The organism is Massilia sp. 2TAF26 (genome assembly GCF_052115005.1).
Classification (GTDB): domain Bacteria; phylum Pseudomonadota; class Gammaproteobacteria; order Burkholderiales; family Burkholderiaceae_D; genus Telluria.
This window is the reverse complement of sequence record NZ_JBFRFV010000006.1, coordinates 37,498-62,217: the sequence shown is the minus strand read 5'-3', so window position 1 is coordinate 62,217 and position 24,720 is coordinate 37,498. Positions and strand designations below refer to the sequence as shown.

Annotated in this window: 24 protein-coding genes; 14 read left to right on the top strand and 10 right to left on the bottom strand. The window is 63.6% G+C overall.

Annotated elements, in window-relative coordinates:
- Window positions 1–34 precede the first annotated feature (34 nt).
- The 3 genes from AB4Z32_RS08215 (at window position 35) to AB4Z32_RS08205 (ending at window position 4,653) form a co-directional block, all read left to right on the top strand.
- Complete coding sequence (locus AB4Z32_RS08215; protein WP_442121350.1) at window positions 35–2,320, top strand: FdhF/YdeP family oxidoreductase; 2,286 nt, start codon at window positions 35–37, stop codon at window positions 2,318–2,320.
- Window positions 2,321–2,337: 17 nt separating this feature from the next.
- The gene (locus tag AB4Z32_RS08210; protein WP_442121349.1) at window positions 2,338–2,589 is read left to right on the top strand and encodes a DUF6582 domain-containing protein; all 252 of its coding nucleotides are present in this window, start codon (window positions 2,338–2,340) and stop codon (window positions 2,587–2,589) included.
- Window positions 2,590–2,682: 93 nt separating this feature from the next.
- Window positions 2,683–4,653 (top strand): peptidase U32 family protein, encoded by a 1,971-nt coding sequence (locus AB4Z32_RS08205; protein ID WP_442121348.1) that lies wholly within the window; start codon window positions 2,683–2,685, stop codon window positions 4,651–4,653.
- Window positions 4,654–4,665: 12 nt separating this feature from the next.
- On the opposite strand, the gene AB4Z32_RS08200 is transcribed toward AB4Z32_RS08205, so the two are convergent.
- Window positions 4,666–5,115 (bottom strand): pyridoxamine 5'-phosphate oxidase family protein, encoded by a 450-nt coding sequence (locus AB4Z32_RS08200; protein WP_442121347.1) that lies wholly within the window; start codon window positions 5,113–5,115, stop codon window positions 4,666–4,668.
- A 319-nt stretch (window positions 5,116–5,434) separates the two neighbouring features.
- On the opposite strand from AB4Z32_RS08200, the gene AB4Z32_RS08195 reads away from it, so the two are divergent.
- The 6 genes from AB4Z32_RS08195 (at window position 5,435) to AB4Z32_RS08170 (ending at window position 12,445) form a co-directional block, all read left to right on the top strand.
- Entirely contained in the window at window positions 5,435–6,769 is a 1,335-nt protein-coding gene (locus tag AB4Z32_RS08195; RefSeq protein WP_442121346.1) for a sigma 54-interacting transcriptional regulator, read from the top strand.
- Between the two features lie 285 nt (window positions 6,770–7,054).
- Window positions 7,055–9,298: a hypothetical protein gene (locus AB4Z32_RS08190; protein WP_442121345.1), complete on the top strand. Its 2,244-nt coding sequence runs from the start codon at window positions 7,055–7,057 to the stop codon at window positions 9,296–9,298.
- 116 nt (window positions 9,299–9,414) lie between these two features.
- Entirely contained in the window at window positions 9,415–9,804 is a 390-nt protein-coding gene (locus AB4Z32_RS08185) for a hypothetical protein (RefSeq protein ID WP_442121344.1), read from the top strand.
- Entirely contained in the window at window positions 9,801–10,490 is a 690-nt protein-coding gene (locus AB4Z32_RS08180) for a C39 family peptidase (protein WP_442121343.1), read from the top strand. Before AB4Z32_RS08185 ends, AB4Z32_RS08180 begins: the two co-directional genes overlap by 4 nt.
- Before the next feature lie 11 nt (window positions 10,491–10,501).
- Complete coding sequence (locus tag AB4Z32_RS08175; RefSeq protein WP_442121342.1) at window positions 10,502–11,005, top strand: hypothetical protein; 504 nt, start codon at window positions 10,502–10,504, stop codon at window positions 11,003–11,005.
- 129 nt (window positions 11,006–11,134) lie between these two features.
- Window positions 11,135–12,445, top strand: a complete 1,311-nt coding sequence (locus tag AB4Z32_RS08170; RefSeq protein WP_442121341.1) for an acetate kinase — start codon at window positions 11,135–11,137, stop codon at window positions 12,443–12,445.
- A gap of 70 nt (window positions 12,446–12,515) precedes the next feature.
- Here the strand turns inward: AB4Z32_RS08170 and lpxO are convergent, their stop codons facing one another.
- The 4 genes from lpxO to AB4Z32_RS08150 all read right to left on the bottom strand — a co-directional run bounded on the left by lpxO (window position 12,516) and on the right by AB4Z32_RS08150 (window position 15,219).
- A complete protein-coding gene (gene lpxO / locus AB4Z32_RS08165; RefSeq protein ID WP_442121340.1) occupies window positions 12,516–13,415 on the bottom strand; it encodes a lipid A hydroxylase LpxO in 900 nt (299 codons plus the stop codon).
- Window positions 13,416–13,548: 133 nt separating this feature from the next.
- The gene (locus AB4Z32_RS08160) at window positions 13,549–13,776 is read right to left on the bottom strand and encodes a DUF6139 family protein (protein WP_442121339.1); all 228 of its coding nucleotides are present in this window, start codon (window positions 13,774–13,776) and stop codon (window positions 13,549–13,551) included.
- Window positions 13,777–13,900: 124 nt separating this feature from the next.
- A complete protein-coding gene (locus tag AB4Z32_RS08155) occupies window positions 13,901–14,101 on the bottom strand; it encodes a hypothetical protein (protein WP_442121338.1) in 201 nt (66 codons plus the stop codon).
- A gap of 185 nt (window positions 14,102–14,286) precedes the next feature.
- Window positions 14,287–15,219, bottom strand: coding sequence for a methyltransferase domain-containing protein (locus tag AB4Z32_RS08150; RefSeq protein WP_442121337.1), 933 nt, complete (start codon window positions 15,217–15,219; stop codon window positions 14,287–14,289).
- Between the two features lie 227 nt (window positions 15,220–15,446).
- Here AB4Z32_RS08150 and AB4Z32_RS08145 point away from each other — a divergent pair, with 227 nt between their 5' ends.
- On the top strand, window positions 15,447–16,709 hold the full coding sequence (locus AB4Z32_RS08145; RefSeq protein WP_442121336.1) for a diguanylate cyclase domain-containing protein: 1,263 nt from the start codon (window positions 15,447–15,449) through the stop codon (window positions 16,707–16,709).
- An 18-nt stretch (window positions 16,710–16,727) separates the two neighbouring features.
- Here AB4Z32_RS08145 and AB4Z32_RS08140 read toward each other — a convergent pair whose 3' ends face one another.
- Together AB4Z32_RS08140 and AB4Z32_RS08135 are read right to left on the bottom strand one after the other, a co-directional pair.
- The gene (locus tag AB4Z32_RS08140) at window positions 16,728–17,381 is read right to left on the bottom strand and encodes an ankyrin repeat domain-containing protein (RefSeq protein WP_442121335.1); all 654 of its coding nucleotides are present in this window, start codon (window positions 17,379–17,381) and stop codon (window positions 16,728–16,730) included.
- A gap of 14 nt (window positions 17,382–17,395) precedes the next feature.
- Complete coding sequence (locus AB4Z32_RS08135) at window positions 17,396–18,178, bottom strand: TatD family hydrolase (RefSeq protein ID WP_442121334.1); 783 nt, start codon at window positions 18,176–18,178, stop codon at window positions 17,396–17,398.
- 276 nt (window positions 18,179–18,454) lie between these two features.
- Here AB4Z32_RS08135 and AB4Z32_RS08130 point away from each other — a divergent pair, with 276 nt between their 5' ends.
- The 4 genes from AB4Z32_RS08130 (at window position 18,455) to AB4Z32_RS08115 (ending at window position 22,736) form a co-directional block, all read left to right on the top strand.
- Window positions 18,455–19,021, top strand: coding sequence for a hypothetical protein (locus AB4Z32_RS08130; protein ID WP_442121333.1), 567 nt, complete (start codon window positions 18,455–18,457; stop codon window positions 19,019–19,021).
- 44 nt (window positions 19,022–19,065) lie between these two features.
- The gene (locus AB4Z32_RS08125; RefSeq protein WP_442121332.1) at window positions 19,066–21,879 is read left to right on the top strand and encodes a S8 family serine peptidase; all 2,814 of its coding nucleotides are present in this window, start codon (window positions 19,066–19,068) and stop codon (window positions 21,877–21,879) included.
- Between the two features lie 172 nt (window positions 21,880–22,051).
- Entirely contained in the window at window positions 22,052–22,261 is a 210-nt protein-coding gene (locus tag AB4Z32_RS08120) for a hypothetical protein (RefSeq protein WP_442121331.1), read from the top strand.
- Between the two features lie 154 nt (window positions 22,262–22,415).
- Window positions 22,416–22,736 carry a DMT family transporter gene (locus tag AB4Z32_RS08115; protein WP_442121330.1) on the top strand — a complete coding sequence of 107 codons (321 nt, stop codon included), beginning with the start codon at window positions 22,416–22,418 and terminating at the stop codon, window positions 22,734–22,736.
- A 14-nt stretch (window positions 22,737–22,750) separates the two neighbouring features.
- On the opposite strand, the gene AB4Z32_RS08110 is transcribed toward AB4Z32_RS08115, so the two are convergent.
- From AB4Z32_RS08110 to AB4Z32_RS08100, 3 genes are read right to left on the bottom strand one after another with little or no spacing between them, the layout of a single operon-like run.
- Entirely contained in the window at window positions 22,751–23,269 is a 519-nt protein-coding gene (locus AB4Z32_RS08110; RefSeq protein ID WP_442121329.1) for a GNAT family N-acetyltransferase, read from the bottom strand.
- A gap of 24 nt (window positions 23,270–23,293) precedes the next feature.
- Window positions 23,294–23,692, bottom strand: a complete 399-nt coding sequence (locus tag AB4Z32_RS08105) for a PilZ domain-containing protein (RefSeq protein ID WP_442121328.1) — start codon at window positions 23,690–23,692, stop codon at window positions 23,294–23,296.
- A complete protein-coding gene (locus AB4Z32_RS08100; RefSeq protein ID WP_442121534.1) occupies window positions 23,689–24,717 on the bottom strand; it encodes a DNA polymerase III subunit delta' in 1,029 nt (342 codons plus the stop codon). Before AB4Z32_RS08100 ends, AB4Z32_RS08105 begins: the two co-directional genes overlap by 4 nt.
- Window positions 24,718–24,720: the final 3 nt, after the last annotated feature.

Here is a 24,720-nt window from a genome sequence, read left to right as displayed (position 1 = left end):
GCGTTTCGACGGCGCGTCATCGAGGGCGACCAGAATGGACAAGGAAGGCAGCAGCCACGAACCCGGCATTCCATCCGGCGGATGGGGCTCCCTGAAGGAAGTTGGCAGCATCCTGCTCGAGGAAAGGGTGCCGCCGCAGCGGGCCGCACTCCTGCTCAAGCAGAACAAGCCCGACGGTTTTGCCTGCGTCAGCTGCTCGTGGGCCAAGCCGGCGCATCCGCATCCGGCCGAATTCTGCGAGAGCGGCGCCAAGGCAACGGCCTGGGAAATCACCAGCAAGCACGTCCACGCGGAGTTCTTCGCCCGCCACACGGTGCGCGAGCTCGAGCGCTGGCATGACCACGATCTCGAAGACGCCGGCCGCCTGACCGTGCCGCTGCGCTACGAAGCCGCCTCGGACAAGTATGTCGAGATTTCCTGGGAAAAGGCTTTCAGCGAGATCGGCGCCGAGCTGCGCAAGCTGGACCCGAAGAGCGTGGTGTTCTACAGCTCCGGCCGCGCCTCCTTGGAAACTTCCTATATGTACCAGTTGCTGGCGCGCATGTACGGCAACAACAATCTGCCGGACAGCTCGAATATGTGCCACGAAAGCACCTCGGTCGCGCTGCCGAAAAGCATCGGCGTACCGATCGGCACCGTGGTACTGGACGATTTCGCGCGCACCGACTGCATCTTCTTCTTCGGCCAGAACGTGGGCGTGAACAGCCCGCGCATGCTGCACCAGCTGCAGGACGCGCGCAAACGGGGCGTGCCGATCATCACCTTCAATCCGCTGCGCGAACGCGGACTGGTCAGCTTCATCAACCCGCAATCGCCAACCGAGATGCTGACCCACCATGAAACGGCGATCAGCACCCAGTACCACCAGCTCAAGGCGGGCGGCGACACGGCCGCGCTGATGGGCCTGTGCAAGGCGGTGCTCGAAGCGGACGATGCCGCGGCCAAGCAGGGCAAGGCGCCTGCCCTCGACAAGGCTTTCATTGCCGAACACACCCACGGTCTCGACGAATTCGCGGACAAGGTGCGCGCCACGACCTGGCAGGAGATCGAGCAGGAGTCCGGCCTCGACCGTGCGGACATCCGCGACGCCGCGCGTGTCTACATGGCCTCGAATGCCGTGATCGGCGTCTACGGCATGGGCCTGACCCAGCACCGCAATGGTGTCCAGAACGTGCAGATGCTGGTCAACCTGCTCCTGCTGCGAGGGAATATCGGCAAGCCGGGCGCCGGCATCTGCCCGGTGCGCGGCCACTCCAATGTGCAGGGCCAGCGCACGGTCGGCATCACGGAAAAGCCGGAGCTGGCGCCGCTCGACAAGCTGAAGGAGCTGTACGGCTTCGAACCGCCGCGCGACAAGGGCATGAACACGGTCGAGGCCTGCAAGGCCATCCAGGACGGCAAGGTGAAAGCGCTGGTCAGCCTGGGCGGCAACCTGGTGCGGGCGGTGCCCGACCACGGCAGGATGGACGCTGCCTGGCGCGCGCTGCCGCTGACGGTGCAGGTCTCGACCAAACTCAACCGCAGCCACCTGGTGCACGGCCAGGCCGCCTACATCCTGCCTTGCCTGGGCCGTATCGAGATCGACCGCCAGAACGGCGTCGAGCAGGCGGTGTCGATGGAAGACTCGACCGGCTGCATGCACGGATCGCGCGGCATGGCCGAGCCGGCGGCGACGACGCTGCTGTCGGAGCCGGCCATCGTGGCCGGACTCGCCAAGGCGGTGCTCGATCCCAACCCGAGGGTCGACTGGGATGCCTGGGTAGCCGACTATAGCAAGATCCGCGACGCCATCGCCGCCACCTATCCGGAAATCTTCCACGACTTCAATGAGCGCATGTGGACGCCGGGCGGCTTCCGCAAGCCGGTGGCGGCCGCCAAGCGCAAGTGGAACACGCCGACCGGCAAGGCGAATTTCACGGTGCCGGACAGCCTGACCGTCGATCCGGACCTGCCCGACCGCCCCGGCACCCTGCGCCTGTTCACGGTGCGCAGCGACGGCCAGTTCAACACCACGATCTACAGTCTGGACGACCGATTCCGCGGCGTCGAAGGCGACCGCATGGTGGTGTTCATGTCGAAGGCCGACATGGAAGCGCGCGGCCTGGAAGATGGCGTCCGCGTCAGCGTCCATACCGTTACCGACGATGGTGTCGAGCGCCGCGTGGATGGCCTGAAGGTGATGGCATACCCGATACCGCCGGGCTGCATCGCCGGCTACTATCCCGAATGCAACCCGCTGATCCCGCTTTGGCACCATGCGAAGGAGAGCTACGTGCCGGCGGCGAAATCGATCGCGGTGCGGATCGAAGCGGCGCGATGAAAATCTGAGGAGGCATCATGAGCAAGATCGACCAGGAAGACCGGAACGAGATGTCCGGCCGCGAGTTCGCGTTTCCCAAGCAGCGCAAGGAGCCGCTGGAAGACGCGAGCCACGTACGCAACGCCATCGCCCGCTTCGACCAGGTGGAGGGCGTGACCGACCACGAACGGGATGAGGCATGGGAACGCATCCGCTCAGCTGCCAGGAAATTCGGCGTCGAGGTCAACGAGAGCAGCTGGCGCGAGCTCGGCAAGAGCAAGAAACACTAGCGCCACGTTCGACCGGCGGTGACATAAACCCTTGATCTGGCTATAATTTCCGCCTTTCGGTCCCCGGACCCGCGCCATTAGCCAGGAAAGCCCATGTCACTGCTCGCCCACCAGCTCGAACTGCTGTCCCCCGCCAAAACCGCCGAGATCGGCCGCGAAGCCATCCTGCACGGCGCCGACGCGGTGTACATCGGCGGCCCGGCCTTCGGCGCCCGCCACAATGCCAGCAATCCGCTGGAGGACATCGCGGCCCTGGTCGAGTTCGCGCACCGCTACCATTCGCGCATTTTCGTGACCATGAACACGATCATGCACGATGCGGAGCTCGAGACCGCCCGGCAGCAGATTTGGGACCTCTACAACGCCGGCGTCGACGCCCTGATCATCCAGGACATGGGCCTGCTGGAGCTGGACCTGCCGCCGATCCAGATGCACGCCTCGACCCAGTGCGACATCCGCACGGTCGAGAAGGCGAAATTCCTGTCCCAGGTCGGCTTCTCCCAGCTGGTGCTGGCGCGCGAGCTGACCATCGAGCAGATCAAGACGGTGCGCGCGCAGGTCGACACGCCGCTCGAATACTTCATCCACGGCGCCCTGTGCGTGGCCTTCTCGGGCCAGTGCTATATCTCGCACGCCGACAACGGCCGCAGCGCCAACCGCGGCGACTGCTCGCAAGCCTGCCGCCTGCCCTACACGCTGTCCGACGGCCAGGGCCGTGTGGTCGCCTTCGAAAAGCATTTGCTGTCGATGAAGGACAACGACCAGAGCCGCAACCTCGAGGCCCTGGTCGACGCCGGCATCCGCTCCTTCAAGATCGAGGGACGCTACAAGGACATGGGCTATGTGAAGAACATCACCGCCCACTACCGCCTGTTGCTGGACGAAATCCTGGAGCGCCGCCCGGAACTGGCGCGCGCCTCCAGTGGGCGGACCGAGGTGCTGTTCACCCCGGATATCGACAAGAACTTCCACCGCGGCCATACCGATTACTTCGCCCAGGGCCGCCAGCAGACCATCGGCGCCTTCGATACGCCCAAGTACGTGGGCGTGGAGCTGGGGACCGTCGCGCGCATCGGCGGCGACAATTTCGACCTGGTGACCAATGAGCCGATGGCGAATGGCGACGGCCTGAACTACATGCACAAGCGCGAGACGGTCGGCATCCAGGCGAACACCGTGCAGAAACTCGGCGAGGATGCCGAAGGCCAGCGCTGGCGCGTGTTCCCGAACGAGCCGGTGTCGAGCCTGCCGGGCCTGAAAGTCGGCACCGCCATCAGCCGCAACCGCGATCACCAGTGGGAAGCGGCGCTGAACAGGAAATCGTCGGAGCGCCGGGTGGCGGTCGACTTGAAATTATCGGAATTACCGAAGGGACTGCGCCTGAGTATTACAGACGAAGACGGCATCGCGAGCCATCACGACGCGGCGCTGGCGCTGCAGCCGGCCCAGCAGGCTGAACAGGCCGAAGCAGGCCTGCGCACCAGCCTGGGCAAGCTCGGCAACACCATGTTCGAGGCCCGCGGCATCGATCTGCAGCTGTCCCAGCCCTGGTTCGTGCCCTCCAGCGCCATCAACGCGCTGCGCCGCGACGCGGTTGCCGCCCATGAAGCGGCGCGCCTGGCGAGCTGGCAGCGTCCCGAGCGGGCCCAGGCGGTCGAGCCGCCCGCAGTCTATCCGGAAGCCCAGCTCAGCTACCTGGCCAACGTCTACAACGAGAAGGCGCGCGCCTTCTACCGCAAGCACGGCGTGCAGCTGATCGCCGCGGCCTACGAGGCGCACGAGGAGCCGGGCGACGTCTCGCTGATGATCACCAAGCACTGCCTGCGCTTCTCCTTCAACCTCTGCCCGAAGCAGGCCAAGGGCGTGCAAGGCGTGCAGGGCCAGGTCAAGGCCGAACCGATGACCCTGGTCAGCGGCGAGGAACGTTACACCCTGAAGTTCGACTGCAAGCCCTGCGAGATGCACATCATCGGCGCGATGAAGCCGCACATCCTGAACTCGCCGCCGCCCTCGGCGATCCCCTACAGCCCCCTGGTGTTCCACCGCACGCGTCCGCGCGCCTGAAACGAGGCCATGTCAGGGGCTCACCAGCTCGGTGTGCCCGAAGCCCTTCGAATAGTCGATCACCGACATCATCTGCGGCCGGATCCGCACGAAGGCGACTTCGTGCGACATGTCCGGCCCGCACCATTCCTGCACCGCCGGAAAACGCTGTTCCAGGCAGGCGGCCGCCATCGCCGCTTCCTGCGGGTCGTCCAGCAGCTCGGCGGTGGCGCTCATCGACAGGCCGCGGATCTCGCGCCAGTCGTGGTACGGCAGGTTGACCGTCAGCGACACCTTGCCGTTGCGGCGGATGTTCTCCGCCTTCTGGCTGGCCTTGCCGATGCCCACGAAGATCGTCATGTCCCGGTGGGCGAAGCTGACGGTGGTCGCCTGCGGATAGCCATCCGGGCGGATGGTCGCGAGCGTCAGGTCCTGTGCGGTGTCCAGCACCCGCAGGACGAAGTCGTTCTGTATCTTATCCATCACACCTCCTTCACAATTTCGCGGCCGGAGGGGCGCTGCCAACGGTCGGATTTGTAACCACAAGATACCAACAGGAAATCTCACCCCGCAGGGGGTTCATGCCTTTTCTCTCTGAACGCGTAGATTGTATCGTCCGCCACTGTTCAGAAACGCCCGGCATAATATTGATTAAACGTCAATTGACGAATAAATATTTCCCGTGGGCTATTGAACTACTCAATTTCTTACAGATAGTTACACTCTACGGGACAGTTGCGCCGGTCTTCATGCATGTCAGCCGTGGTGAGGGGACCGGCCGACCGCTTTACATGGAGGATAGATGGCACATAAACGCCTGCTGTGCATCGCCCCCGAGCATATGGATGCCGGCGCGCTGCTGCGCGACACCATGCCGGACTGGGAGATCTGCAGCGTCACGAGCCTCGCCGATGCCGGGCGGGAACTACGAAACAGCCATTACCTTGTCGGTCTGCTGGTGCACGATCGCGAACAGCAGCGCCCGAGCGAAGTCGACGGCTTCCTGCGCCGCCACAGCCATATGCAGTGGGTCGGCGTGTTCAGGCCGCGCGACCTCGAATCGACGCCCTGCCGCGACCTGGTGGTCGAACACTTGTGCGACTACCACACCGCCCCGGTCGATCCGGTCCGCCTGTCGCACACCCTCGGCCACGCCCATGGCTGGGCGATGCTGAAGCGCCGCCGCCAGCAGCTGATCGACCATGCCCACGCCGACTCGCCGCTGATCGGCCATTGCGACGCGGTCGTGCGGCTGCGGGCCCAGGTCGACCGCGTCGCCAAGGTGGCCGCGCCGGTCCTGATCTGGGGCGAGAGCGGCAGCGGCAAGGAATTGACCGCCCAGGCCATCCACGCCCAGTCCGAGCGCGCCGCTGGCCCGTTCGTGCCGATCAACTGCGGGGCGATCTCACCTACCCTGATCCACTCCGAGCTGTTCGGCTACGAGCGCGGGGCCTTCACCGGCGCGACGCGCGGCAAGGCCGGACTGATCGAATCGGCCGACGGCGGCACTCTCTTCCTCGACGAGATCGGTGACCTGCCCAAGGACCTGCAGGCCAACCTGCTGCGCTTCCTGCAGGAGAAGACCATCTGCCGGGTCGGCAGCACCCGCCAGATCCGCGTCGACGTGCGCGTCATCGCCGCCTCCCACGTGCAGCTGCAGCAGGCGGTGGCCAAGGGCGACTTCCGCGAAGACCTGTACTACCGCCTGGCCGTGCTGCCGGTGACGGTGCCGCCGCTGCGCGAGCGGCGCGAGGACATCGTCGCGCTGGCGGAACACTTCTTCCACATCTATTCGAGCGAGAAGGCGCCGCGCCTGAAGGGCTTCTCGGAGCGCGCGATCGCCGCCATCCTCGACCATGACTGGCCCGGCAACGTGCGCGAACTGATCAACCGCGTCAGGCGCGCGATGGTGATGTCCGACGGCCGCCTGATCACCCCGGAAGACCTTGGCCTGAGCCGCGGGATCCCGGCGCCGACGCCGGCCGCGCTGGACGATGCCCGCATGCGGTCGGAGCGGGTCGCCCTGCGCGACTGCCTCGACCGCAGCGGGCAGAACGTCAGCCGAGCGGCGCGCGACCTTGGCGTGTCCCGCACCACGATGTACCGCTTGCTGAGCAAGCACGGGATGCGGCCGTGACCGCGGTTCATCTGTAACAAAAAGTGACACAGGTGTCAGCACCGGTAGGTTCGTTGCCGTACCAAAGTTGACACCTCTGTACCAAGCCTGAAACAGTTTGTCGATAAATTCGGCAAATCGTGCCAGAGAAATTCTGACGACGTCGTAGGACGATACGGACAAAGTCAACAAAAACATAGACTTAGCGAACAGTACAGTGAAGCTGGCATTGGTTGTGCATTAGACAAATGAGTCGGCGATACGGCCGACCTGTCACCAACCAATCAGACCCAGAGGGGAAATCGAATGAACAAGACTTTGCTCGTGACCGCCATCTCGCTCGCTTTCTCGCTGAGCGCGCAAGCCGATGATTCCAATGTGGCCCGCGGCGGTAGCACTGCTACGCAGACTACGACTCGTACCAACACAACCAACAACACCGACAACAGCCAGTGGACGCAAACGAATACCGACAGCAGCAATCGCAGCAACAGCAGCCTCAATGGGTCGCAGAACGACAACAGCAACCGCAGCACCAATACCACAACCAATACCACGAACACCGACAACAGCAACCGCAGCACCAACACCAACACCGACAACAGCAACAACAGCACCAACACCAGCGACAGCAGCAACAACAGCACCAACAACAGCCACAACACCAGCGACAGCAGCAACAACAGTACCAACCACACCCGTACTACCACGACCAACACCACCCGTGATTCGAACAACGACAACCGCAACATGAGCACGAATCACTCGAACAACACGAGCGATTCGCGCGATATGAGCATGCGTAATTCGAATAACGACAATCGCGACATGAGCACCACCGACAATTCGGACAACAGCACCCACGACAACCGTGACCAGAGCAACGGCAGGAACGGCGCCGCGCGCGCTACGGCCGCGGGCGCTGCTGCTTCGAATACCGGCAACGCGACCTCGAACATGTCGAACGCCTACAACACCTCGACCGCGAACTCCACCTCGAACCTGACCGGCACCGTGGCCAACAACCACGTGAACGGCATCGGCAACGTCGCCAGCAACACCGGCGACGCCAACGGCGCCGGTGGCGACGGCGGTGCAGGCGCCCGGGGCTCGGCTGGCGGCGTGACCGCCACCGGCGGCGCCGGCGCCTCGGCTGGCGATGCCAACGGCGGCCGCGGTGCGGCTGGCGGCTATGCCACCAACGGTTCGGCGAATGCCGGCGGCGCCACCTCGGGCGAGTCGACCTCCGGCAGGGGCGGCGCAGGCGGCAACAGCGCTGCCTCGACCACCGGCGCCGGCGGCGCGGGCGGCTCGGGTGGCTACGGCGGCGCGGGCGGCAATGGTGCCAACGGCGGCGGTTCGACGGCCAACGGCGGCTACGGCGGCGACAGCGGCAACGGTGGCCGCGCTTCGGGCGGCAACGGCGGCTATGCCGGCGGCAACTCGGGCGGTAACGGCGGCTATGCCGGTGGCGCCTGGGCCGGCGACGGCGGCAACGGCGGCCGTACCGGCATGGCGACCGGCGGTTCGGGCGGCGACGGCGGTCGCGGCGCGGCAGGCGGCAATGGCGGTACCGGAGGTGGAGGTGGCAACGGCGGCTACGCAGGTGCCGGCGGCAACGCAGGCAATGCAGGCTCGTCGACTGGCGACAATAGCGCCTCGACCGGCGCAACCCGGTCGGCCGGCGGCTGGGCCAGGACCGGCGCCGGCGGCGCTGCGGGCGGCACCGACATGAATCCGGGCACCGGTGGTGCCAGCGGCAACGCCACCGGCGGCGCCAGCACCGCCAACGGCGGTACTGCGACTTCGGGCGCCAACACCTCCACTGCCGGCACCACCACTGGCGGCGCGGCCGGCACCGGCGGCGCTGGCGGCGCGGGTGCAGCCGGCGGTGCCGGCGCAGCAGGCGGCGCAGGTGCAGCAGGCGGCGCAGGCTCCTCGGCCACCAACACCGCAGGCGCCGGCGCAGCGGGCGGCAACGCTACCGCAGGCACCGGCGGCGCCGGTGCGGGCCACACCAGCACCGGCGGCGCCGGTGCCGGCAACACTGCGGGCGCTTCGGGTGCAGGCGGAGCCGGCGCAAGCGGCACCTCGACTGCCGGTGCGGGCGGCGCGGGTGCGGCAGGTGCCGCAGGTGCGGCAGGCGGCAACGGTGCAGCCAGCGGTTCGGCTTCGAACACCGCAGGTGCAGGCGGCGCAGGCGGCTCCTCGGCCTCCGGTGCGGCAACCGGCGGCGCAGCCACCAACGGCGGCTCGACCGGCGGCGCTGGCGGCGCAGGCGGTGCTGGCGGCACCAGCACCGGCGGCCGTGGCGGCGACCTGGCTGCCATCACCACCGGCTATGGCGCCAACGGTGCGGGCGGCGCGGGTGCAGGCGGCAACGGCGGCTCGAACAGCGTCAATGCCGGCACCTTCAACATGTCGAACAACATGAGCGGCGCCGGCCAGAATGCGGCGGGCATCATGGTCATCAGCCAGAACACCGGCATCTCCTCTCTGGTCCAGCAAAGCGTCAACGTCCAGAGCAACATGAAGGTCGGCGGCCAGTAATCGGGGCCTCGGCGAAGCGGCTGCCGCGCCTTCGGGCGCGGCGGTTGCCTAGCCAGGAGCAGAGCAAACGGGGGTACAGAATGCAGCAATCATTCAAGCAGGGAGTCGTCCGGCGCATGTGCAGCATCGTTGCGCTCACGCTGCTGGCGTCTCCGGCCTGGGCCGGCGAGCCCCAGGCCGGCCAGGACGGGGTAGCCCAGCCGCCGGCCAGGCAGGAGGCCAGGCCCGAAGCGGCAGCCCCGGCCCGGTCCGGCCTGAGCCTCGATTTCGGCCCGGCGGCCGACCTCGGCAAGCTCGAGCAGTCGCGCGGCGGTGCGGAAACCAAGAACGACGTGAAGCTCGATGGTGTCGTGACGGGCAACAGCGCCATCAACGTCTCGACCGGAGGCAACGTGATCGATTCCGGGGCGTTCTCGAACATGTCCGGCATCCCGGTCGTGATCCAGAACAGCGGAGCCAACGTGCTGATCCAGAGTTCCACCGTCATCAATGTGCACTTCAAATGAAGCGTAGCGCCCCGCATCTGCTAAATGCGCTGCTGTGCGCACTGATGGGCGTCACCTGCGTGAACGCGGCCGAGCTGCCGATCGCGGGTGGCGTCCGTTTTAACATTCCCGTGCACAGCCTGAAGGAACTGAAGTTCATCTCCACCACCCGCCAGCAGTACGATTTCAGCTGCGGCTCGGCCGCGCTGGCCACGCTGCTGACCCACCATTACGGCTACCCGATCAGCGAGACCACGGCCTTTCAGGCCATGTGGGAGCAAGGCGACCAGCAGAAGATCCGGCGCGAAGGCTTTTCGCTGCTCGACATGCAGCGCTACCTGGCCTCGATCGGCTTCAAGGCGGACGGCTTCCGCCAGCCGATCGACAAGCTGATCCAGGCCAAGGTGCCGGCCATCGTGCTGATCTCCGAGCGGGGCTACAACCACTTCGTCGTCGTCAAGGGCGCCGAGGATGGACGCATCCTGCTGGGTGATCCGTCCAGCGGCACCCGCGCGATCACGCGCGAGCATTTCGAATCCATCTGGCCGAGCCGGCTGCTGTTCGTGATCCACGACGCGCCGTCCCGGCCCCAATTCAATCTCACCGCCGACTGGCGTGCCGCACCACGCGCGCCGCTGAGCGACGCGGTGAACCGGACCGGCATCGATAACTTGAGTCTGCCGAAGTTCGGCCCGACCGATTTTTAAGAGGAGATACCATGCGCCTCACCGTCAAGATCTGCCTGCTGCTGGCCAGCGCCGCAAGCGCCGGCCAGGGCCTGGCGGGCGCACCGGAGCCTGCCTTCGACCCCGCGCAGGCGGTCGACCCGGCCGCTCTCGACGACCTGCGCGGCGGCTTCGAGATGCCTGGCGGCCTCATCGTCTCGCTGGGCATCGAACGCATCGTCACCATCAACGGCAACGTCGCCCAACGCAGCCAGCTCAACCTGGGCGACCTCGGCACCCTGACCAGCGGCATGTCGAGGGTCTCGGCCGAGACCGCCGGCCAGGTCAACCTGATCCAGAACGGCGTCGGCACCGCCAACCTCCAGCTCGGGAAGGACGTGCTGGGCGCAACCTTCATCCAGAACAACCTGAACAACCAGCTGATCAACAGCCAGACCATCATCAACGCCAGCGTCGACGCGCGCGGACTACTGCAAACCATGAATTTCCAGTCCACGCTCGCGAACGCCTTAAACACCGCTGTCACAGGAAGGTGACGGTACAACACGGAGAAGAAAAATATGCAAAAGCTTCCAGCGCTGTCCACTGCGATTGGGGTCAGTCTCATCCTTGCGGCCTTCCCTGCAGGCGCTCAATCGCCTGATCTATTGGAACAGCTGAAGATCATGCGGCAACAGCTGGAAGACCAACGCGCCCGGGTGGACGAGCTGGAGCGTCAACTGCGCGCGAGCGGGGTCGCTCAGCCGACCCAGCTCGACAAGCTGCGCGGCACCGGCAACCCGCAGCAGGCGCCGCAAGCCACGGTGCTGATGCCGTCGCCGCTGTCGGCGCCCGTCAACGGACAGGCGCCGGATCCGGCCGCCGCGCCGCGCACCTCGCTGGACGGCCTGCGCGGCACCGGCGCGGCCGCGGTCGCCGACACCGGCCAGCAGACAGACAACGGCGGCGCGCCGCCGCCTTCGCCGCAGCCGGTCAACGGCGGCAACGCGGTCGGCCGTCCGCCGAGCGAGGCCGCGCGCGCACCGCAGGTGGCGCCGATCTTCGAAAGCCCGGGCGTGCTGACGCCGCGCGGCAAGATGGTGTTCGAGCCCTCGGTGCAGTACGGCTATTCGTCCAGCAACCGCGTGGCCCTGGTCGGCTACACGGTGATTCCCGCGCTCCTGATCGGCCTGCTGGACGTGCGTGAAGTCAAGCGCAACACCACGACCGCGGCCGCCACCTTCCGCTACGGCTTCGACAACCGCCTCGAGCTGGAAGCCAAGATTCCCTACGTCTACCGCAGCGATGCCACCGTCAGCCGCGAACTGTTCACCGGCACCGCGGCCGAACGCGCCTTCGAAACCAGCGGCAAGGCGATCGGCGACATCGAGCTGGGCTGGCGCTACCAGCTGAACGAAGGCGGCGTCGAGAAGCCGTATTACATCGCCGGCCTGCGCTTCAAGACCCGCACCGGCCGCGATCCCTTCCAGGTCGTGACCGACTGCCAGACCCGCTGCGTGGGTGACAACGTCACCGGCACCGGCCTGCCGCTCGACCTGCCGACCGGCTCCGGCTTCTATTCGCTGCAGCCAAGCGTGACGTGGCTGATGCCGTCCGACCCGGCCATCTTTTTCGGCAGCTTCAGCTACACCCATAACTTCAGGCGCGGCAACGTCTACCGCACCGTCCAGAACGGCGCGAAGGAATTCCTGGGCGACGTGAAACCGGGCGATGTGTTCGGCTTCAACTTCGGCATGGGCCTGGCGCTCAACGAAAAGGCCTCGTTCAGCATCGGCTATGACCACAATTCCGTGGCGCGCACCCGCCAGGGTGGCCAGGTGGTGCCGGGTTCGGTGCGCATCCAGCTCGGCACGCTGCTGCTGGGCTACTCGTATCGCCTCAGCGACAAACGCACCCTCAACGTCTCGGTCGGCGCCGGCCTGACCCGCGACACGCCGGACGTTACCCTGATGGTCAGGGTTCCATTTTCGTTCTGAAGCGCTCCATGAACGGCAACGGCGCGCCGCCCTCGCGGGCTGGCGCGCCGTTTTTTATGAAGAGCAAGAATCAGATGTAGTAGATCAGCGCAGCCAGGCCGACGATCAGCAGCACCTTGGTGGCCTTGTACGCGTTCTTGTTCCAGGCCTTGTAGCGGCGGCGGTACTGGCCCATCACGTGGGAGATGCGGAACAGCTTGCTCACCAGGCCGGTCTGGTCGCCGCTTTCGTTGGGCGAGGCGGCGGCCGTCATCATGGTGCGGCCCAGCCAGCGGTTGACCGCCTGTGCCCAGCGGAAGCGCAGCGGGCGCTCGACGTCGCAGAACAGGATCACGCGGTCCTGGCCGCTGGTGTTCTCGGCCCAGTGGATGAAGGTTTCGTCGAAGATCACGCCCTGGCCGTCGCGCCAGCTGTAGCGCTGGCCGTCGACTTCGATGAAGCAGCGGTCGTCGTTCGGCGTGGCCAGGCCCAGGTGGTAGCGCATCGAGCCAGCGAAGGGGTCGCGGTGCGGGTTCAGTTTCGCGCCGGGCGGCAGTTCGGCGAACATGGCCGCCTTCACCGACGGGATCCCCTGCAGCAGCGCATAAGTCTTCGGGCACAGGCGCTGGGCCGACGGATGGCTGGCGTCGTACCACTTCAGGTAGAAGCGCTTCCAGCCCGTCTTGAAGAAGGAATTGAAGCCGGCGTCGTTGTTCTCTTCGGAGGCCTTGATCTTCTGCAGCGCCACCAGGTTCAGCGCCTCTTCGCGGATCACCTGCCAGTTCCGCTGCAGGACCTCGAGTTCGGGGAATTCGCGCACCGGAATGTAGGGCGTGCTGGGCACGCGCGAAAACAGGTGCATGAAGATATTGATCGGTGCCATGAACGACGAATGGTCGAACAGCTGGCGGCCGAACGGGAGGCGGACCTTACCGCGGAAATGAATATGCAGCACGGAAAGGATGAGAAAACCCACGACTGCCCACTTCATTACGCCTCCACTTGCACCTGTCTGAACGGAGCGCAAGGATACCATATGCGACGCGCAGCCGCCCGCCGGCCCTCCCCGTATGCGGCGGAGATGCCGGCGTCAGGCTGCGACTTGTCGTGGACCGGCTACAGGGTCAGTGCATGACTGAGGTGACAGCGTAACCTTTCTCGGCCAGCTGGCCGGAGAGGTTCTGGATATCGTAGTCGTCGATCTGCTGGGCGTCGTCGTCCACCTCGACCGCACGGGCTTCGACTTCCCAGTCTGTATTCGTGGCTTCCTCGGGGATGTTGCGGGTTTCGGGCACCGCCAGGTACGAGAACTTGCCGTCCTGTTCGGCTCTGCGGTAAATATCCAGGCGCATAGTCGTTTCCTTTCAAAGCATGGCTGATGGACTCAAGCCATCAGTATGCCCACGATAGGCGAAGGGCGGAGCACAGTCTGTTAATCGACGCACACTGGCTTTAAGACAAGAAACTTTTTGGCGCTCAACGGCCCGGCGACGCCCCCAGCACCCGCGCCGGCAGCATCACGATGGCGCGCAGCAGCTCGAACACGGCTTCCACGCCGATCCCCACCAGGCGGAAGGGCAGCAGGATCAGCCAGACCAGCGGATACAGGAACAGTGCCAGCAGGGCCACGGGCCAGCACAGGAACAGCAGCAGCAACCAGGCGAGAAATCCGAGCATTGTTCGCTCCTTCGGTGAGAAGTGACGTCGATGCTGTGACTGTAATGACAAGACGGCGCGGGGGCAATCCCGATGCGATGAAAAGCAGCCAGCGGGGATAAACGGAAGAAAAGCGGGGGTAAATGGAAAACGGCCCCAGGCGGGGCCGTTTTCCATGGTGCCGGACCGGACGCCCCGGCGGCGGCTCAGGCGTACGCTGCCGCGCCGGCCTGCTCGCGCACGCTTTCCTCTTCAAACCGCGCCACCAGCTCGGCCCGGATCGACGCTTCCAGCGACGGGATCGAGCCGCCACAGCGGTAGGCAAAGCTGACTTGCACCACGTCGCCCGCGCGCACATCCAGCGGCCGCGCCAGCGGCAGCATCATGTAATGGTTCAGCCAGTCGACCGTGGTTCCCTGCTCTTCGATGATGTACAACACGTTCTTGGTGATGAAGCGCAGCGCGTTCAGGCGACCGGCCTTTTCGACCTGGAAACGGCCTTCCCAGGCGATCAGGGAGTCGACCGGCTGCTTGAAATCGAGGATGCTGTAGACGGCCGGCTGGGCCAGCTCCACCGTGCCCGGATAGACCGCATTGGTCGCCTGGAATTGCACGATCGGCGCCTGGAAGCCTTCGAAGTCGTATTCCTGCTGCAGGGGCTGGACCGCCATGATGACGGCTTCCGGCAGGAACACCGGCAGCGGGCCGCCGAAGCGCGCCAGGTAGCGGCGCTTGAAGGATTCGATCACCTCGACCAGCTTCTCGCGCACCATGCCGACATGGATCATCTCGCAGATCACGACATCGACCGGCTCGGGCGGCAGGTACTCGGAGGCGTCGGCGTGGATCACCTCGACCTTGTGGCCGTTCTCGTTCATCGCCAGGAATTTGCGCGCCTCACGCACCATGTCCGGGTTGAACTCGACGCAGTACACCTTGCTGGCGGCCTGCGCGGCAAAAAAGGACAACACGCCGGTGCCGCCACCCAGTTCCAGGACCTTGGCGCCCGGCTTGACGGCGTGGAAAATCGCCGACTTGAAGCCGTGCATGCGATTCTGGTCCATCAGCATATTGTGGTGGTAATGGACCGGAATGAATTGTCCCAGGTAGCAGCTCTCGATTTCGCGTTCGTTCAGCATGTTGTTCCTTGTTGTCAGCTCCGCGGTCCCGCCGGCGCCATGGTTAGTCTACGGCTGAATTATCTTCAAGAAACAGTTTGTGTGATGCCTCGAGATGACGGCGGTTTCCGGTCCAGTTTGGCAGTTTGGGCGCCGCCTTCTTCATTCAAGGAGAATTGTTTTGCAGCCGCAAATGGCAGTGCTAGTATGAAGGCGTCAGCGGCCCCGGGCACAATGCCCTATCGATCATGTCCTGCACCATCGGTATGCTGTCGGCGAACGTCGCCGACCTTCTCCTCGATGTCGTCTTCCTTGTCGACGAGACCGGAAGGCTGGTTGATGTGAGCGCCGGATGCGAGCGACTGCTGGGCTACCGTCCGGACGAAATGATCGGCCGGAAGCTCTTCGATTTCCTTGCGCCGCAGGATCTCGCCCGTACCCGCGAGGAAGCGGCGCGCATACAGTCCGGAGACGAGCGGATCGGCTTCGAAAACCGCTACCGCCGCAAGGATGGCAGCCTGGTCGACATCATGTGGTCCGCACGGCGAATCGATGCGCTGAACCTGCGCATCGGCGTTGCGCGCGACATCACCGCCCGCAAGCAGGCCGAGCGCCGGCAGGCCGCGCTGTATGCGATTTCCGAGGCTGCCCATCAGGCGCCCGACCTGGCGAGCCTGTGCGGGGAGATCCACGCGGTGCTCGACAAGCTGGTTGGCGTCATCGGGATGGCAGTCGTCACCGAAGACGTCTGTGGCGGATGCAGGACGATCTACCTGAAGAACCCGGAGGGCGATCCGCCCGGCTCACATCACTTCGAGCAATGGCGCGGCATGCCGCCGCCGGGCTGGCTGGCGCTGGAGCTGCGCGGCAGGGGCGGCGCCATCGGCGGTCTGCTGTTGCGCCCCCGCGGCGAGGCCGCCTATCCGGCGCAAGACCGCGAACTGCTGGGTTTCACCGCGGGTCAGATCGGCATGGCCCTCGAGCGCAAACGCCTGCACGACGATTTGCTGCGCCACGCCTGCCATGACGAACTGACCGGCCTGCCGAACCGCTACCTGTTCTTCGACCGCATCGGCACCGCACTGGCGCGCGCACGCCGCACAGGCTCAAGGATGGGCTTGCTATACGTGGACGTCGACGACTTCAAGCAGGTCAACGACGTCCATGGTCACGCAGCCGGCGACGAGCTGTTGCGCGGTGTCGCCGCCCGCCTGGCGAATTGCGCGCGCGATTCGGATACCGTTGCGCGCATCGGTGGCGACGAATTCGTGCTGATCCTGGAAGACCTCAACGCGGCGGATGACGCCAGCCGTATCGCCCAGCAGATCGGCGCAGCGATGGAAATCCCGATCCGGATCGAGAGCGTCGAGCTGCGTGTCGGGGCCAGTATTGGCTGCGCGGTATTCCCGGACCACGGTCAAGGGATCGAGGAGCTGCTGAAACATGCCGACACCTGCATGTATCGCCAAAAAAAGGCCAGGAAGGCACATCCTGCCAAGGCCGCCTGTTGAGAGGCCGGTGCCCTGCCCTCAGCGGGCGCCGGCCGCCCGTTCCGCGAGCTGGGCCGCGGTCAAGCCTTCGCTGTTGCGGAGAGCGGGATTCGCGCCCTGTCTGGCCAGGAAGTCCACCATGTCCGGATGCCCTTCGCGCGCCGCCATCATCAGCGGGGTATAGCTGCCGCTGGCCGGCGGAGAGACGGCGTCGACCCTGGCGCCGCGCTTGATCAGCAGGCGGGCGATGTCCTCGTCGCCGCTGGCGGCCGCGTAATGCAGCGGCGTCCAGCCCGGACGGTTGATGGTGGCGCCGCGTGCGACCAGGGCCTCGGCAGCCGGCCGGTTGCGCCTGAAGGCCGCCATCATGAGGGCCGTGTTGCCGTTCAGGGCGGACGCGTCCAGCTGGATGCCGGGCTGGTCGAGCAGCGCCTGGAACACCCGCATCGAGCCTTCGCGCACCGCCAGCACCAGCGGCGGCTCGCCGCCCAGCGGATTCTGCCGGTTCGGATCGACGCCCGCGGCCAGCAGGGATTTGACGGTCTTGACGTCATCCATTTGCACGGCGCGGTAGAAGTCGGCCGTCTGGTCGGCGGTGACGGCGAAGACTGCCGTTCCGGGGAAGGCGGCCATGAAGACGGCCGCAAGAACAGTCCTGCCGGTCAGGCGAAGAAAACCGCGACGCTGCATCATGGCGCACTCCCTCCTTAATTGTTTGGAACCTTGAAGAGTTTATAGAAATTCTCGGTCGTGCGCTCCGCCACCTCCCGCAGCGGCACGTCCTTGAGCGTGGCGATGAACTCGGCCACATGCGGCACGAAGCCCGGCTCGTTCACTTTCCCACGGTAGGGCACGGGCGCCAGATAAGGCGAATCCGTTTCGATCAGGATACGGTCCAGCGGCAGCGCCTTGGCCACGGCCTGCAGGTCTTTCGCGCTCTTGAAGGTGACGATGCCGGAAAAGGAGATGTAGAAACCCATCTCGATCGCCGCCTGCGCCACTTCCAGGGTCTCGGTAAAGCAGTGCATGACGCCGGCCACGCCGCCCTTGTCCACCGCCGCGCCCTCTTCCTGCAGGATGCGGATGGTGTCGGCACTGGCCGACCGGGTATGGATGATCAGCGGCTTGCGCGTCTCGCGCGAAGCGCGGATATGGGTGCGGAAGCGCTCGCGCTGCCATTCCAGGTCGCCCTCCAGGCGGTAGTAGTCGAGGCCGGTCTCGCCGATCGCGACGATCTTCGGATGGTCGGCCAGGCGCACCAGCTCGTCGACGCTGGGCTCGGGCGTGTCCTCGTAATCGGGATGGACGCCGACCGAAGCGTAGATATGCGGATATTGCTCGGCCAGCGCGAGCACGCTCGGGAATTCCGGCAGGTTGACGGACACGCACAGCGCCTTGTCGACCTTGTTCTCGGCCATCCTGGCGAGGATCTCGGGCATGCGGGCGGCCAGTTCCGGGAAATTGATGTGGCAGTGTGAATCGATGTACATCCCGTCATTGTACGCGAGAGCCGCCGTCAGGATACATGTGAACCCAGTAAGGCACTCTCCAGACGCTGCTCCGGCAGTGTCGTTCGGACCGAATTATGTCGGCCATTTTTACATCATTCGAAACACGGAGCGTGTAACTCCTTGTTTTTCTTGCATGGCAACTGTCGGCATACTTTCTGCTTATGTATTTACGCCCGAGATATTTTCCTCCTGTTTCGAGTGCTTCAAATCGAAATAAAATTTCCGAATTCAAATGTCAATCTTAGGGGAAATTCGATGAGAATCTTACGCAATCTTATTGGCAAAATCGCAACTGTATCTGCTCTTGCTCTACTCCCTGCATCGGGAATGGCGGCAATAATTACGTTCACCCAATCGAATACGAGCGGCAACCATTGGATCAACCATTACACCGTAAAGGCGGGCGCGACAGATACTCTCATCGAGGAATTCACTCTGTATTTCGAGGATGTCCTATACAAGAATCTTGCTGTCGTCGACTCGCCAAGCGGGTGGGATTCACTGGTAATCCAACCCGATTCCGCTATCCCCGCGGATGGCTTTTTCGACTCGCTGGCAATGAACCTCGGCATTGGTCAATCCGAAGCACTGGGCAGATTTTCGGTCGCATTCGATTTTCTTGGTGTCGGCGCCCCGGGCCGTCAACGCTTCGATATTGTCGCCCCCCTTAGTTTCGCCGTCTTAAGCACGGGATTGACTTCGAAGGAAACGGATGGGCCACCGCCTGACGACGTGCCTGAACCGGACAATTTGGCACTAATCTGTGTTGGGCTCGCGATCCTCTTCACCACGCTCCGGCGTCACTTTTCGTCTCCTCAATAATAGTTGAATTCGGAAATGCATCACTACATCCATGAGGTGAAAAAATGCAAGGTATCCAGATGTGGCTGCTACTGCAGAGATGGGCGCGCGGCGCCGCCGCCCTAGTTATTTCGATTTCTCTGGCAGCGTGCGGTGCCGGGTCGCCCAATGAAGTAAGCCATCAGCAAGCCACGAGGACTCAAATAGCGGCCGTTATTTCGCCCCAAATTACGGTTATCGGGATTACAAAGATAAAGGAGACACGGGTCAACAGGACGGTGTACGACTATGAATTTGAAGTCACCATTAGAAATAGCGGCGCAACTGCTGAGACGGGAATTACCGCAACCTTAACAAATACCGGACCTGGAGCAATAATTATCGATGGGACCGTACAAATTGCTACGCTCGCCGCTGGCGCTACCGTAACCGCTCGGGACACCGTCACGCTTCGACTCGATCGAAGCCTTCCATTCGACCAGAACGCGCTGGTATGGCGAATCGATACCCAAACGGGTCCCCCTCCGTTGCCGGGCATCCTGCTGCCCGGCGCAGATTCCGCAAACGCAGTCTCGGCGATCGTCGATTACGAAGCCGTGTTATCGGAATCCGATCTCGAAATCGAGACATCCTCAGGGGAGGCCACGAACTATCGTTATCAACTATCAGGTGTCATTTCCCCTACTGCTACCGTTGGGATGGTAAACGCGGCATTGAACTCCGTCGGAGCCAGAATTGTAGGCCTAACTGCCGGCAGCCCTGTCGTTTTCCTTCAGGCTCCGCCTCCTGGAGGGATGGATGCGCTTGTTAGCGCAGGGGCGAAACTCGTCACCAGCGGCGCTTTCGAGGCAGCCGGGCCGGAAATGGTCGATGAAGCGATGTCGCTTCCGCCTGACATTGACCTTGCGACTGCGATCAAACCTTCCAGCAAAACATCGTATAGCCCGATTGTTCACCATGTGGCCGCCGGGTTCCCCCAGGCATGGAATGCAGTAAATACAAGTATTACCGGAAACGTTGACCTAATCATTGTCGACTCCTTCGGAAATGGGGCGCTACCAAACACACTGCTGTCGGGCACGGCAAACGGCATGACCACCGGCTTCAGCAACGGTTGCAAGACATCCCCTTGCTCTCATGGCTATCACGTGCTCGGAATTGCCACAGGCAGCTTCGGCGGCACAGGGGATATGGGGAAAGTGACTGGGTCGATGCCGTTAAACACAACGATTTACATCGTGGACACTGCCAAGCCGGTAGCTAAGGTGAAGAGAAAATACTACTTAGATGAAATACGGAGAATCCTGGAGTCGGCCCCCGCAGGCAAGCGCTTTGTCCTGAACTTCAGTTTCGGTTATGCCTACGAAGCCATACGCAAGGGCATTCCTGCAGCAGTGATTACCAAAGATGCCCTGTTATGGAGAAAATTCGTCGCTTCGCTTCGCGGATTCGACTACTCGACACGGGCCGTCCAAGTCTCTGCGGCCGGTAACAGTGGGCCACAGTCGCTCGCAAAGGACACAAGCATGTTTAATGCAGCGGTGCTGTTACCGACGATCGTTGAGAATGGCAAAAGCTATCCAGCTCTAAAGAATGGCCTTGTCGTTGAAAACCGCACAGTCGACTTTACCAATCCCGACCAACCTGTTCCCGGCTGTCTTGGGCCGAAAAGCACAATCGGCGGCAACATCAGTGCAATCGGTACGGATGTGCGCTCGTTCATTAGCCCGACGTCGACAGATGTGATGAGCGGAACATCGATGGCGAGTCCGCAAGTGGCGGGATTGGTCGCAATGATGCTGGCGGTCCGCAAGGATTTTGACGTATCGACGATAGCATCCTGGCTCAGCCTGACCGCCATGCTCCCCGACAGCTGCAAGAACGCCGCGCCGATGATCCACGCGGGTGACGCATTGTTGAGTCTCGACCGCACGTTAAGTGATGCGCCGATTCGGCTTGCAATGCTGCAAGCTTCCGGCGACTTGAAACTCGATTTCGACGATACTGATACCAAGCTGTTCCTGGACGCTTTGTTCCCCGAAACGCCAAATCCCAAACCCGACTTCTCGAGATTTGACCTCAACGGTGACGGCTTCACCGGCGGAGCCGGCCGCCGCCGGCCCTTCGATCTCAAGTTCGCGAGCGGACTAGGAAACTACTCCGTCGTTGAGACGATAGACCGCTACCCCTCTGGTACGCCGATAACCGCCATCAGCGAGTCCGGCTTGACGGACTTTGAAATTCTTTGCTATTACGTCAACAGTTCAATGTTTAATGCATCCCGACGAAACGCATTCGAAGCCCAGCTGGCGGCGGTTTCCCAGCGAATCAAGAGGACAGTATCCTGCTCGAGTCCCGCCGCCATCGAGCTCAGTGTAACCGGTACACCGCCAGACGGCTGGACACTGCCAAACGCGCCGATTCGTCTTGTACCTGCGAATCCTGCGGGGGCAAATCTCTACTTGGGTAGCAACCTGAATCTCACCGCATGTCAGTTCGGCGAACGCGGCGGACCGGTATGGTCTAGCAGCGTTGAGGCTAGCGCACGCTATTTCACGGTAAATTCCGCAAATAACCTTCCTTACAGCTCAAATGCGGGCGGCCCCCCCAACGCACGTGGATGTTCTTCGTTCTACGCATCGAAGAGTGCCACAGGCGGGAACAAGATCTGGGCAACTGCAAGCGCTCGAGTACAAGGTGTGTCCGGAGATGCAGCGATCGATAGGGAGTATCAAGTACGCTACTATTCTGGCGATCCCGGCAACAATAAAGCCGGCTACACCTGTAACGTCGGTTACGTTCCAAACGCTTTTGGACCTTTCGTCTTCCAATTTGGCGTGACCTGTACGCACAGCACCGTTTTTTCCATTGTTGAATAGATCGTATGAGGTAAGTCGATCTTCAGAATGAAAGGATCGGTGCAAAAGCATAGTTAGGTGAAAGACAGGACGGCTTGCCGTCCTGTCTTATAAGCTCACTCGCGAACGTACGCCACCAAAAACGCCTCTGTGCCAAACTCGCTCGCAAGAACTTTCAGCACGGAGCCCTATCATGAGCAACGAACACCAGAAGCAAAACGAGGAACCGGCCTCGCCCGGCAACCAGCAGACCGCCCAGCAGTCCGGCCAATCGCAGCAGCAAGCGCAACCCGACAAGCACCCGGACTACGACGCCCTGGCGAACAAGAAGCCAGAAGAACTGACGCCGGAAGAGCTGCGCCTGATGGCGGACACCATGCCCGGCGAGGGACCAGGCGATTGAAGCCGCGGGCAATGCTGAACAAGGTGGGGCCGGCCGCAAGCGTTGACCCCGCAGCCTGTTGCTGCCTATAATTCAGCCTCCTCAGGAGGACGACCTCCCCCGGCAACCCCGGGCATCTGATTCGGGACGACCCGCTCTATCCAAGGAGTGAGTCATGGCCTGGATTATGCTTGTGATCGCCGGCGTCCTCGAAGTTGCATGGGCCTATTCGATGAAGTTGTCGGATGGCTTTTCCCGACCTCTTCCCGCAGTTCTCACGGTCGTGTTGATGACGGCCAGCTTTGGCCTGTTGTCCTTCTCGATGCGCACCATTCCGCTCGGCACCGCCTACACCATCTGGACCGGCATCGGCGCCGTCGGCGCGTTTGTCCTCGGCATTGCCGTGCTTGGCGAACAATTTACCGTCCAGCGCGCGATCGCGGCCGCCCTCATCGTCAGCGGGCTGGTGCTGATGAAACTCTCGGCGCCGTCGTGACGCTGAACGGCAGCTCAGGCCACCCGCTTGCCGAGGATGATCAGATCGCGCTCGATCCCATCCAGATTCGCCACGCGCGGGAAATTGGCCCAGGTCTCGAAACCGTATTTGCGGAACAGGGCCAGGCTTGGCGCGTTGTGGCCGAAGATGAAGCCCAGCAGCGTATGCACCTCGATGTTCGGCGCAAAGGCCATCGCCTGCTCCAGGCAATAGCGGCCGATGCCCTTGCCGCGCCATGCCTCGGCAATATAGATCGACACCTCGGCGGTGCCGGAATACGCCGGACGGCCGTAGAAGTTCGAGTAGGAACACCAGCCGATCACTTCCGGGTTCTCCGACTTGTCGTCGGCGTCGTGGACGACCCACAGCGGACGGCGTTCCGGCGTGTGGTCGGCGAACCATTGTTCGCGCGACTGGACCGTGATCGGTTCGGTGTCGGCGGTCACTTCGCGCGAGGCGATGGTGGAATTGTAGATATCGACGATGACGGGCAGGTCTTCGATGCGGGCGAGGCGGTGTACGTACGGCGGCATAGTGGCGTTACAGGGAAACGGTGATTACAGGGTGTGCGTGGCGCGCGACGATCGCAGCGCCGCGCCGAGGAGCTCTTCGATGCGCAGCTTGGCGCGCTGGCCGGTTTCGTCGGCCGGGAAGTGGACGCCGATGCCTTGCGCCTTGTTATTGTTGGCGCCGGCCGGGGTGATCCAGGCCACCTTGCCGGCGATCGGGTATTTGTTCGGGTCGTCCATCAGCGACAGGATCAGGTAGATCTCGTCGCCGATCTTGTAGGGCTTGTTGGTCGGCACGAACATGCCGCCATTCTTCAGGAAGGGCATGTAGGCCGCGTACAGCGCGGCTTTTTCCTTGATGGCGAGCGAGAGCACGGACGGCCGCGGCGCCTGCGGAGCCGTCGGCAAGCCCGGCGGAGCATTCGGATCGGTGGGCAAGCCGTTCATCGGAATCCTTTTTCGTAATCGAGCAACATGTCCTCGACAAACAATTTCGGCGACAAGGGATGGTCCGCCACCGCGCGCCGCTCATTGGTCGCCTTGATCGCCTGCATCAGCCTGGCCGTATGCACGCGCCCGGCCAGGTTGGCAAGCTGCTGGCGGTAACGCGGATAATAGCGGATCGTGCCGGAGAGCTTGTACGAAAATACGTCATACAGCCATCGTTGCTGCCATGCGACGAGGGATGCGAGCGGCGCCTTGCTCAATTTGTCGGCCGCGCGCAACGCGGCGTCGACGCTGGGCTGGGCCAGGATTTGCAGCAGGGCATCGAGTTCCTCGCGGCTGCCGGTTTCGGCCTGGTTGAGGGCCGCCAGCGGCGCCCCGCCCTGCTCGCGCAGCCAGCCGTCGGCGTCCTGCACGCCCTGGGCTTCGAGCCAGGCCAGGGCCTGGGCGTGGTCCGGCATCGGCAGCGCGAACTTGCGGCAGCGCGACAGGATGGTCGGCAGCAGCCGGTCCAGGCCGTTCGATGCCAGCAGGAACACGGTGCCCGGCGGCGGTTCTTCGAGCGTCTTCAACAGTGCGTTCGACGCCGGCATGTTCAGGGCCTCGGCCGGGTACAGCACCACCACCCGCAAGCCCTGGCGGTGGGTCGAGATGTTCATGAAGTCGGCCAGCGCGCGCACCTGCTCGATCTTGATGTCCTTCGAGGCGGTCTTGGATTTGCCTTTCTTGTCGGCGTCGCCCGCTTCCTCGCCCTCGGCCGGCGGCGCTTCGTCTTCCAGCGCTTCCGGACGCACGCGGCGGTAGTCCGGATGGTTGCCCTGGGCGAACCAGCCGCAGGACGCGCACTCGCCGCAGGCATGGCCATCGGGGCGCACGTTTTCGCACAGCAGCGCCTGGGCAAAGGCTTCGATGAAGTCGGCCTTGCCGATGCCGGCCGGGCCGTAGAACAGGATTGCATGCGGCAGGCGCACGCGCATCTGCTGCAGCTGCGTCCAGGCCTGCTCCTGCCAGGGGTAGATCGGGGCGATGCG